Origin of the sequence: Clostridium sulfidigenes, from assembly GCF_000732635.1 — a bacterium.
In the GTDB taxonomy this organism is placed as follows: Bacteria; Bacillota; Clostridia; order Clostridiales; family Clostridiaceae; genus Clostridium_J; species Clostridium_J sulfidigenes.
In genome coordinates, this window is sequence record NZ_JPMD01000064.1 from 1 (window position 1) to 11,043 (window position 11,043).

An 11,043-nucleotide genomic window follows, 5' to 3' on the forward strand; every position below is an offset into this window, starting at 1 on the left:
AATTAAATTTAATTTTATTTAAAGAAAATATAGAAAAAAGAATTATTTTTAAAAAATATAATTCATATATATTCTTTTGATGATTATAATATTAAAAAAACTACAAATTACGACAAAAGGATATATAAAATCGTAAAGATTAGATATATCAACGATAATACATGATACAACAATTTGTAAATTTATAATATTTTGTTGAAAAATAGGGAAATTTACGTGATGAATATAGGTGATAATTCGTAAAATTGAATAAAATTAAAATTTTAATGTCTTTAATGAAAGAAGTGAGCATTGACATTGTCGTTAAAAGGGTGTACTATAAATATAAATAAAAGTTATGAGGAAATGTGTAGAAATATACACAATGAATAACAACAAAGATGAGCCGAGTTTAGAAAGAAAATTTTTAATTTTTGAACTGAACTATATTATTTTTAAGGGGGATTACTTATGAAGAGTAAAAAAATACTAGCATCATTATTAGCGTTATCGATGATAACATCAGTAGCATTAGTTGGATGTGGTAAAGCTGAAGAAAAGGGTGCAGGAACTGCGGCTAATGGAGAAACTGATACTGAACAATATTTAAATATGTTTCTGCAATCTGAACCAAAAACAATTGACCAATCTAAATCAAGTGATTCATATTCTTCACAAATCCTTGCTAACTGTCAGGAATCCTTAACAAGAATTGTGCAAGATGAAAATGGTAAAGACAAAATTGAAAAGGGTATAGCTGAAAGCTGGGAAACTTCAGATGATAAATTAACTTGGACATTTAAATTAAGAGATGCTAAATGGAGTGATGGTAAACCTGTTACTGCAGAACAGTTTGTATATGGTATTACTAGAACTCTAGATCAAAATACAGCATCACCATATGCTTTCCTATTATATCCTATAGCTAATGCTGCAGAATTTAACTCTGGTAAAGCTAAGGCGGAAGATTTAGGGGTTAAAGCTCTAGATGAAAAAACTGTTGAATTTACCTTAAAATCACCATGCCCATACTTCCTTGATTTAACATACTTTAAAGTAATGCAACCACAAAGAGAAGATATAGTGAAAAAATACGGTGATCAGTATGGTTCAGAGGCTGAAAGTATGGTATATTGTGGTCCGTTTAAGATATCTGAGTGGGTTCATAATAATAAAGTTGAATTTATCAAAAATCCTGAATATTGGGATGCTGAAAATGTGAAACTTGATAAAGTTACAATGAAAATAATAAAAGAAGAATCTGCTAGAATGAATGAATTACTTAATGGTTCATTAGATGTAGCACCAGTTGTAAAAGCAGAATGGATTAAAAAACTTGATGATACTGGTGAATTTGAAAATAGAAGAGGATATGATGGTTCAACTACATATACTTTCTTTAATCACAAAGATAAATTATTTAGTAATGCTAAAGTGAGGAAAGCATTTATAATAGCTGAAGATAGAGAAAATAAAATTAAAACTTTAAGAAAAGGTCTTGGTGAGCCTGCTTTAGGATTTGTACCAAAATCTGTGCAAATAGGTGGAGAAGAATATAGAACTAAAGTAAATGAACTACCGATTCAGAAATTAATAGAAGAGAATCCGGATCCAAAGGCGCTATTAATAGAAGGAATGAAAGAATTAGGTCTTGGTGAGGATCCATCTAAAATAACAATAAAATACTTACAATCAGGAACTGATACAACATCAAAAGAATATGCTGAATTCCAACAAAGTGTTTATAAGGAAAAACTTGGAATTAACGTAAGCGTTGATTATGTTGAATGGGCTATCTTCCAACAAAGGACAGACGAGTTAGATTACCAAGTTGCGGGTATAGCTTGGACTGGAGATTATAATGATCCTAACACGTATTTAGATATATGGACATCTGATGCTGGTGTTGTGCCAACGGGTTGGTCAAATCCTAAATATGATGAGCTTATTGCTAAAGCAGGAAAAAGTAATGATCCAAATGAAAGAGCTGAAATTTTTAAAGAAGCTGAAAGAATTTTACTATACGAAGATGGAGCTATAAGTCCAGAAGCGTGGAGATTTAAAAATACTTATGTAAGAAAGTATGTTAAAAACTATACTGCTCCACTATTTGGAACTGTTGACTTAAAATATACTTATACTACTGGTAGAAAATAATATAATAATAGAACATCAAAAGAGTAAAGCTAATAATATGCTTTACTCTTTTGTTTAGTTATAATATCTTTATATGCCATAAAATAACATGCGAAATGATTTTAAAGGAAAACTTATTACAAAGTATGTGAAAAGGTTGAGGTATTTCAGAGATTTTAATGTATTTATAGTGTTTGTAGTACTTAATCAGGAAAATTCGTATTACAAATTTCGAATTTATACGCAAATAAAACTCGATTAACGGAGAAATAAGAAGAAAAAAGCAAGATAAATAGACAAAAAAAATTAAAATAAATTATAAATTATATTTTAATTTTAAAAAAAACAATATAAATATCAAAAACAAGAGTGGATATTATTATTTTGTGAAATATTTGTTTTTATATAAGATAATAAGTCGAATTGGGGCAATCTTATAAATATTCAGATAATAGGTATTGCAATAGTGAAAGTGTTAATATATAATAAATTTAAATCAGATGGATATGAGTATATATCTATTATATTGATGATTAATGAAGGGGGATTATTCATGAAAAGCAAAAAAATATTAGCTTCTTTATTAGCAATATCTATGGTAACTTCTGTTGCTTTAGTAGGTTGTGGTAAGGATGATAAGAAAACTGAGGGCAAAGGTGAAGAGACTGCTGCTTCTGGAGATATGGATAAAGAACAGTATCTTAACGTATTTTTGAAAGCTGAACCAAAAACTATTGACCAATCAAAGTCAAGTGATTTATATTCTTCACAAGTACTTACTAACTGCCAAGAGGCTTTAACTAGAATTGTACAAGATGAAAGTGGTCAAGATAAAATTGAACCTGGTATGGCTGAAAGTTGGGAAACATCAAAAGATGGGTTAACTTGGACATTTAAGTTAAGAGATGCTAAATGGAGTGATGGTCAACCAGTTACTGCAGAACAATTTGTTTATGGTATTACTAGAACGTTAGATCAAAATACTGCATCACCATATGCATTCCTATTATATCCAATTAAAAATGCTGTAGAATTCAACGCAGGTAAAGCTAAAGTAGAAGAATTAGGAATTAAGGCTGTAGATGAAAAAACTGTTGAATTTACATTAACTTCACCATGTGCATATTTCTTAGATTTAACATATTTTAAAGTTATGCAACCACAAAGAGAAGATATAATAAAAGAACATGGAGATAAATATGGTTCAGAAGCAAATACTATGGTATATTGTGGACCATTTGTAATCTCTGAATGGGTACACAATAATAAGGTTGAATTTACTAAAAACCCAGAATATTGGGATGCTGAAAATGTAAAACTTGAAAAAGCTACAATGAAAATAATAAAAGAAGAATCTGCTCAAATGAATGAATTATTTAATGGTTCATTAGATGTAGGCCCAGTTGTAAAAACAGAATGGATTAAAAAACTTGATGATACTGGTGAATTTGAAAATAGAAGAGGATATGATGGTTCAACTACTTATACTTTCTTTAACCACAAAGATAAATTATTTAGTAATGCTAAAGTAAGAAAAGCATTTATAATAGCTGAAGATAGAGAAAATAAAATTAAGACTTTAAGAAAAGGTCTTGGTGAACCAGCGTTATCTTTCGTACCTCCAAAAGTACAAATAGGTGGAGAAGAATATAGAGATAAAGTTAAAGATCTTCCAATTAAAGATCTTATGGATGAAAATCCAGATCCAAAGGCTTTATTAATAGAAGGAATGAAGGAATTAGGACTTGGTGAAGATCCATCTAAAATAACAATTAACTACTTACAATCAGGAACTGATACAACATCAAAAGAATATGCTGAATTCCAACAAAGTGTTTACAAGGAAAAACTTGGAATTAACGTAAAAGTTGACTATGTTGAATGGGCACAATTCCAAGAGAGAACTGATAACTATGATTATCAAGTAGCTGGTATGGCATGGGGTGGTGACTACAATGACCCTAATACATTCCTTGACTTCTGGGTAACAGGAGCTGATGTTGTAATGACAGGATGGTCAAATCCTAAATTTGATGAAGTTATAGGAAAGGCAGCAAAATCTGTAGATCCTGCAGAAAGAACTGAATTATTTAAAGAAGCAGAAAGAATACTATTGTATGAAGATGGTGTTATAAGTCCAGAAGCATGGAGATTTAAAAATACTTATATTAGAAAATATGTTAAAAGTTTAAGCACTCCATTATTTGGTGGAAATTATGATTTGAAATACACTTATACTTCAGGTAGAAAATAATATTATTGAAATTCAAAAAGGCTATCTCAAAAATGGGATAGCCTTTTTTAGTGCGCCATCATGGGTGTAATCTAACGGGTGATAGTCCTAAGTGCATAGCTTAAGACAAGACCTGCTAATTTTTGTGATAATACAGTCCATTACTTGAAAAAGTGTTTTTCGAAGTGAAGCAGATCCGCGTTTAGAAATACTTCTACTTTTTATATCTATTGTTCCAGATTGATAAGGAGAGGAATCTATACCAGCAAATGCGATAAGGGTTTTGTGATTGCAGAAGTGTCAAACATCTCTTATTTAAGCACGAACTTTAAGGGACGTTAACCAATATTCTCATAGACTATGTATTCTATCACTGTAATTTTCTACGGAGTCTATTAAAAATATAAATATACATTTCACAAATTTGAAAACAATAGAAGTCAACTATAAATAAATTTATACAAGTAAAATTATGTAATATAATTAATTGTTTATTATAATAATGCATAAGGTGTGGATGGATAACTAATGTAGAATTTATAAAGGATATGAATAAAAAAAAAATCTATGGTAGAAAATATAGTTATTACATTAAAACTATATTTTAATAACGCGGAGGTGGAAGTTTGTGGGTAAGACTCCTATAAAAAAAGTAATAAAATCTAAATTGAAAGCTAATAAAGAATTAACTCCACAGGAGGCTTTAAGAGAGCAAATAAAATATGATATAGTAGAAGAATTAGGTTTGGCTGATAAAGTAAATGAATTTGGATGGAGTAGTTTAACTGCAGAAGAAACGGGGCGAATTGGAGGTATGATGACCAAAAAGAAAAAGGGTCTAAATATTCCTAAGAATGATGAGTTTTTTTAGTTTTATATAATATATTAATAATCTAGTTTTACTAAGACATTACTAGAATAATTAAGATAAATCATATTAATTTAATGAAGAGATATAATTATAGCTTAGTATATGAATAAACATATAGATATGAGATTTGTTACATAGTCATGGAAGATTTCTTAGACAAAATAAAAAAAGTAATGTAAAATAAATAGGTGATTATATAGAAAAGATGGTGAACCTATGGACTGTTATAATGATTTTGCTGATATATACGATGAACTTATTAATGAAGATATCAATTATAGAGGTTGGTCAGAAAAAATTATTGAGATTTGCAAGGAATATAATGTTGGAAGAAGAGAATATTTAGATTTAGCTTGTGGTACAGGGAATTTTACCAAGTTAATTGGGAAAAACTTTATATTTACAACGGCTATAGATTTATCAGAGTATATGTTATCTATTGCAGATGAAAAATTAAAGGCAGAGGGGATTAAAGCTAAGGTTATGTGCCAAGATATATGTACCTTTAATCTTAAAAAGCAGTTTGATTTGATAACTTGTGGATTGGATTCTACTAATTATATAATTGAGGATGAAAAACTTCAATTATATTTTATGTCAGTCAATAAACACTTAAAGGATGATGGTATTTTTATTTTTGACATTAATACAGAGTACAAAATAAAAAATATATTAGGAAATAATAGCTTTAACTATGACAGAGAAGATGTGGTATATATTTGGGAAAATCAATTACAAGAGGATATTGTTGATATGTACTTAACCTTTTTTGTTAAAGAAGGACAAGTGTATCATAGATTTGATGAACATCACAGAGAGAGAGCCTATAGTGAGAGTAAAATAGAAAAGTTTATAAAAGAATCAAACCTTATCATAGAAAAAAAACTTAATTGTTATGAAGAAGTTGCCATAGGCGAGAATACAGAAAGAATAACCTATGTTTTGAGTAAGAAAGGATGTTAGAGTAATGAAAGATAAATTAATTAGAGCCACTGCAAAGGATGGCCAAGTAAGAATAATTGCAGCTATTACTACTGAATTAGTGAATGAAGCAACTAAAACTCATGAATGTATGCCAACAGCTTCAGCAGCATTGGGGAGAATGTTAACTGGTGGGGTTTTAATGGGTGCTATGCTAAAAAATGATACTGATAGTTTAACTACTCAAATAGATGGTGGTGGAGAGGCGAAAGGTGTTACTGTTACTGCACATCATGATGGAAGTGTTAAAGGATATATAGGAAACCCAAAAGTGGATTTACCATTAAATGAAAAAGGTAAATTAGAAGTTGGTGGTGCTATAGGTAAAAATGGATATCTAAAAGTAATTAAGGATATGGGGCTTAAAGAACCTTATGTAGGGCAGGTACCTATATATACAGGAGAAGTAGGCGATGATATAGCATATTACTTTACGGTATCTGAGCAAACACCATCCGCTGTTGCTTTAGGAGTATTGGTAGATACAGATTTATCTATAAAAGCTGCTGGGGGATTTATCATACAAATGATGCCAGGTGCATCAGAGTTCTTAGCAGATATTATAACTTATAGATTGGAAGAAGTTCCATCAGTAACGGCTATGATAGAGAAAGGAATGACTATAGAAGAAATATTAGAATTTATATTTGAAGACATGGATTTGAAAATATATGATGCTTTAGTACCAGCGTATAAATGCGACTGTTCAAGAGAAAGAGTTGAAAGAGTGCTGATTAGTATTGGTAAAGATGATTTACAAGAGATATATGATGAGGGCAAGACAGAAGAGATATTGTGCCATTTCTGTAATAAAACCTATGATTTTAAACCAGAAGATATTAAAAAAATATTAGAAGCTATTAACTAATTTCTATAATAAATTCTAAAAACCATATTGACAATAAACTAAAAATTTAATATAATAGTCTTTGTTAAGACTTGGAAGATTTATTGTTTTTTAAGCTTAGCAAAGATTATTTTAATAGTGGTGTCACAAATTTAAATTTTGGTCGCATAGCTCAGCTGGGAGAGCACCTGCCTTACAAGCAGGGGGTCACAGGTTCGATCCCTGTTGCGACCACCATATGGCCCAGTGGCTCAGTTGGTTAGAGTGCCGGCCTGTCACGCCGGAGGTCGAGGGTTCGAGTCCCTTCTGGGTCGCCAATAAATTCTAAAATTTGTGTCTGGCTCGATAGCTCAGTCGGTAGAGCAGAGGACTGAAAATCCTCGTGTCGCTGGTTCGATTCCTGCTCGAGCCACCATTATTACGCGGGAGTGGCTCAGTGGTAGAGCGTCACCTTGCCAAGGTGAACGTCGCGAGTTCGAATCTCGTCTTCCGCTCCAATATGGCGCTATAGCCAAGTGGTAAGGCAGAGGCCTGCAAAGCCTTTATCCCCAGTTCAAATCTGGGTGGCGCCTCCAAAAAAAGCAAGTAATTTATTTACTTGCTTTTTTATTTTGTATATTATATAAATGTGCTTCTTAGAGAGAGGCATTAAAACTAAATATTAAAAATTTATAGTGTAGTATTTTGTATAGATGATCTACTAAATATCTAAAAAGTATATACTACCTCTATCAATTAGCTGAGAGTTGACTAAAGAAATAGGGGTTATGCCATGCTTATCTAAAAATCTTTTTATTAAATTCCCATGAGGATATAAATCTAAATCTCCATAAAAAACTATAGTTTTAGAATCTATCATACCACAAGTTCCTCCAATAAAGCCATAATTCAAATGAGGTAAAAGAATGTCACCTGGTGGAATTAAGAGTACATCATATCCATAGTTATTTAATTCTTTGTAAATGCATATATCAGAAGTTATAAAGGCCTTATTAGATAATACTACAGTAGAGCATTTAGTATAACCTTGATTTATATTTATTAATGTCTTATGATTAATATTTTCTAATAAAGTTTTATCAGTATACCTTATATTATGCATAAAAAAATCAGGAGTATTTACAGCATTAAGGATAATATCATTAGGATATTTATCAGTTAAAGTGCTAGTGCTTCTCAATACTGTTAGATTTAGAGATTTTAGAGTTTCTTCAAAGGTAGAAGATGCATCCTTATGAATGATGGCATTATTATTGTCAATGAAATGCATAAGAATATCAGGATGACCACATATAGCTGGATACAATGAATTGCATGGTTCGCAAAGGATAACTTTACAATTTAAATTTTCCAAAGCAAATAATTCCTCAAAAGAAATTCTAAAGTCTACAAAAGCATATTTCAAAAATATCACCACCTTAAGGTTAGTTGTTACTAACTTAAAAATAATATATCATATATGTTATAAAATTTGTAGAATAAATTGGATTTAATAAATTGTATATAGTAAAAAATAAAAACACATAATATACATAATATATTAAAGTAAAGTTCTGTATCTATAAAATTCTTAACATGAAGTGGGGTGATTGAATGCTACTGTTGACCATTGTAAATAATAGTTATAAGGATTATGTATTAAATCAAGTTAAGAGTATGAGTGAGTATTTAAGAGAGAAAAAGAAATGTATAAATTTGAAAATTGAAAATGATGAATTAGATGAATGTATACATATATATTGGGAAGATGGTGATTACACTGAGGATGAAGTTAAGAAATTATTTAACTATTATACAGCTAATATTTTATATGGTGTAATTATTAATGAATTTTTAGAAAAAAGGGTTAATAAACATCTGAATGAAACGTATAATTTTCTTAACTATAACGATATAAGTATTGTAAAAAAGGATATATATAAAATTTTAAAAGAAGAAGTACCTATAGATGATACTGTGATATATTATATGAATAAGAAAAATAGTATTTTAGATAGAATTATTAATTGTATAGAAGAAGGTAACGTATTAAATATTAAAGGGTTTATGGATTTTAGATCCAAGGAATTAATGCCACAGATATATACGATAATAGAAAAAGTGGTAGAAAGTTATATGATAGAAAAAGAGTATAATGAATTTATTAGTCTTTTAAAGTATTTTGTTGAGATACAAGAAAGTAAGGCTGAAAAGGTAGATTTGTATATTGGAAAAAGAGGAGATTCATATATACTCAGAGATGAATTTGGAAATAATATTATGGAAACCCTTTTAAATGAAATTTGCGAAAATAAAAATATAGTAGACGTTAGTCAAGATGATTTAGTTATAAGTGGGCTAATAACTATGTGCCCGAAAAAAATAGTAATACATTCTGCTAATAGATGTAAAAATAAGGAGCTAATTAATACTCTAGAGAAAGTTTTTGAGAATAGAATTTATCATTGCAGTGGTTGTAATGAATGTTTAATGTTTAAAGAAATTATAGAAATGCCTATTGACAATAATATAAAGGTGTAGTAAGATTAACTATGTTAGTGAAAAAGTAAATAACTAATTAACAAGTAGAAACTGCCGTTTCTCACCTTACAGTACTGCTAGTAAGGTAAAATTTTGGTTTACAATGATTGTAATAACAGGACGGCGTTTGCTGTCCTTTTTATTTTATATAAGATAAAAATATGTGGTTTAAAAGCCGGAGGTGAATGTTATCAGTAAAAATAAAGATTTCATGATGAATGAAGAGATAAGAGACAAAGAAGTTAGAGTTATTAACTCAGACGGGGAAGCACTAGGAGTAATTTCTACAAAAGAAGCATTAGAAATTGCATTACAAAAGGAATTAGATTTAGTTGTAGTATCTCCAAATGCAAAACCTATGGTATGCAAAATCATGGATTTTGGTAAGTTTGTTTATGAGCAACAAAAGAAGGAAAAAGAAGCTAAAAAGAAACAAAAAATCACTACTCTTAAAGAGATTAGACTAAGTGCTAGCATAGAAGATCACGATATTGAGATAAAAGCTAATAATGCTAGAAAGTTCTTATTAGATGAAGACAAAGTTAAAGTTACTGTGAGATTTAGAGGAAGAGAAATTGAAAACTCACAAGTAGGACACAAGATATTAAACCTTTTTGTAGAAAAATTAGGCGATGTTTATGTTATTGAAAAGCCAGCTAGACAAGAAGGAAGAAATATGATAATGATATTAGCTCCAAAAAGAGCATAACCGAGAGGAGGACTTTACAATGCCAAAAATGAAAACACATAGAGGTGCAGCAAAGAGATTTAAAAAGACAGGAACAGGTAAGTTAAAAAGATCTAAAGCTTTTAGACGCCATATATTAACTAAGAAGAGCAGAAAGACTAAGAGAAATCTTAGAAAAACAGGATATGTTTCAACTACTCAAGAAAAAATAATGAAGAAATTACTACCATACTTATAGTAGGAAGTTATCTAGGAGGTAAATATAATGGCAAGAGTAAAAAGAGCGATGAATAGTCGTAAAAAACATAAAAAAGTATTAAAACTTGCAAAAGGATACTACGGTGGAAAAAGCAAGTTATTTAAAACAGCTAATGAATCAGTAATAAGAGCATTAAGAAATGCTTATGTTGGAAGAAAATTAAAGAAAAGAGATTTCAGAAAACTATGGATAGCTAGAATAAATGCAGCTGCTAGAATGAATGATCTTTCTTATTCAAAATTCATGAATGGAATGAAGCTTGCTGGAGTTGAAATAAACAGAAAAATGCTTTCTGAAATAGCAATCAACGATCCAAAAGCATTTGCTGAATTAGTAGAAGTTGCTAAGAAGCATTTATAAGATTAATTAAATATAAAAAATAAAAGCCAGAGGATGACTATGTCATGTCTCTGGATTTTGTTAGACTAAATTTTAATGTACATAATTATTTATTATTTTTTATAGAAGAAATAAAGATAATAAATAAAGGGATATATATAGTATAAAAATGTACCATGGCTACATTTTA

10 protein-coding genes, 5 tRNA genes, 1 pseudogene and 1 other annotated feature are annotated in these 11,043 nt (G+C 29.7%); of the genes and pseudogenes, 14 read left to right on the forward strand and 2 right to left on the reverse strand.

Annotated elements, in window-relative coordinates:
- The first annotated feature begins 450 nt into the window (after nt 1–450).
- On the forward strand, nt 451–2,136 hold the full coding sequence (locus IO99_RS17650) for a peptide ABC transporter substrate-binding protein (RefSeq protein WP_035135807.1): 1,686 nt from the start codon (nt 451–453) through the stop codon (nt 2,134–2,136).
- 532 nt (nt 2,137–2,668) lie between these two features.
- Entirely contained in the window at nt 2,669–4,369 is a 1,701-nt protein-coding gene (locus IO99_RS17655) for a peptide ABC transporter substrate-binding protein (RefSeq protein WP_035135810.1), read from the forward strand.
- Between the two features lie 126 nt (nt 4,370–4,495).
- On the opposite strand, the pseudogene IO99_RS18860 reads toward IO99_RS17655, so the two are convergent.
- A pseudogene (locus IO99_RS18860) lies at nt 4,496–4,645 on the reverse strand (transposase); the annotation flags it as partial.
- Nucleotides 4,646–4,976: 331 nt separating this feature from the next.
- On the opposite strand from IO99_RS18860, the gene IO99_RS17660 reads away from it, so the two are divergent.
- From IO99_RS17660 to IO99_RS17695, 8 genes are all read left to right on the forward strand, one after another.
- Entirely contained in the window at nt 4,977–5,219 is a 243-nt protein-coding gene (locus IO99_RS17660; RefSeq protein WP_035135812.1) for an alpha/beta-type small acid-soluble spore protein, read from the forward strand.
- Nucleotides 5,220–5,435: 216 nt separating this feature from the next.
- Complete coding sequence (locus tag IO99_RS17665) at nt 5,436–6,182, forward strand: class I SAM-dependent DNA methyltransferase (protein ID WP_035135814.1); 747 nt, start codon at nt 5,436–5,438, stop codon at nt 6,180–6,182.
- Between the two features lie 4 nt (nt 6,183–6,186).
- The gene (gene hslO / locus IO99_RS17670; RefSeq protein ID WP_035135816.1) at nt 6,187–7,068 is read left to right on the forward strand and encodes an Hsp33 family molecular chaperone HslO; all 882 of its coding nucleotides are present in this window, start codon (nt 6,187–6,189) and stop codon (nt 7,066–7,068) included.
- Between the two features lie 140 nt (nt 7,069–7,208).
- Nucleotides 7,209–7,284, forward strand: a tRNA-Val gene (locus tag IO99_RS17675).
- A gap of 3 nt (nt 7,285–7,287) precedes the next feature.
- A tRNA-Asp gene (locus IO99_RS17680) sits at nt 7,288–7,364 on the forward strand.
- Nucleotides 7,365–7,386: 22 nt separating this feature from the next.
- Nucleotides 7,387–7,462: transfer RNA gene (locus tag IO99_RS17685), tRNA-Phe, on the forward strand.
- A gap of 7 nt (nt 7,463–7,469) precedes the next feature.
- Nucleotides 7,470–7,544: transfer RNA gene (locus tag IO99_RS17690), tRNA-Gly, on the forward strand.
- A gap of 4 nt (nt 7,545–7,548) precedes the next feature.
- Nucleotides 7,549–7,622: transfer RNA gene (locus IO99_RS17695), tRNA-Cys, on the forward strand.
- Between the two features lie 125 nt (nt 7,623–7,747).
- Here IO99_RS17695 and IO99_RS17700 read toward each other — a convergent pair.
- Nucleotides 7,748–8,452, reverse strand: coding sequence for a DUF6873 family GME fold protein (locus tag IO99_RS17700; RefSeq protein ID WP_035135818.1), 705 nt, complete (start codon nt 8,450–8,452; stop codon nt 7,748–7,750).
- Between the two features lie 188 nt (nt 8,453–8,640).
- On the opposite strand from IO99_RS17700, the gene ytxC reads away from it, so the two are divergent.
- The 4 genes from ytxC to rplT all read left to right on the forward strand — a co-directional run bounded on the left by ytxC (nt 8,641) and on the right by rplT (nt 10,874).
- Nucleotides 8,641–9,567, forward strand: coding sequence for a putative sporulation protein YtxC (gene ytxC, locus IO99_RS17705; protein WP_035135819.1), 927 nt, complete (start codon nt 8,641–8,643; stop codon nt 9,565–9,567).
- 36 nt (nt 9,568–9,603) lie between these two features.
- Nucleotides 9,604–9,715, forward strand: a sequence feature (ribosomal protein L20 leader region).
- A gap of 33 nt (nt 9,716–9,748) precedes the next feature.
- The gene (infC, locus tag IO99_RS17710) at nt 9,749–10,276 is read left to right on the forward strand and encodes a translation initiation factor IF-3 (RefSeq protein ID WP_035135821.1); all 528 of its coding nucleotides are present in this window, start codon (nt 9,749–9,751) and stop codon (nt 10,274–10,276) included.
- Nucleotides 10,277–10,295: 19 nt separating this feature from the next.
- Nucleotides 10,296–10,493, forward strand: a complete 198-nt coding sequence (gene rpmI / locus IO99_RS17715; RefSeq protein WP_035135823.1) for a 50S ribosomal protein L35 — start codon at nt 10,296–10,298, stop codon at nt 10,491–10,493.
- 27 nt (nt 10,494–10,520) lie between these two features.
- Entirely contained in the window at nt 10,521–10,874 is a 354-nt protein-coding gene (rplT, locus tag IO99_RS17720) for a 50S ribosomal protein L20 (protein ID WP_035135825.1), read from the forward strand.
- Nucleotides 10,875–11,043 lie beyond the last annotated feature (169 nt).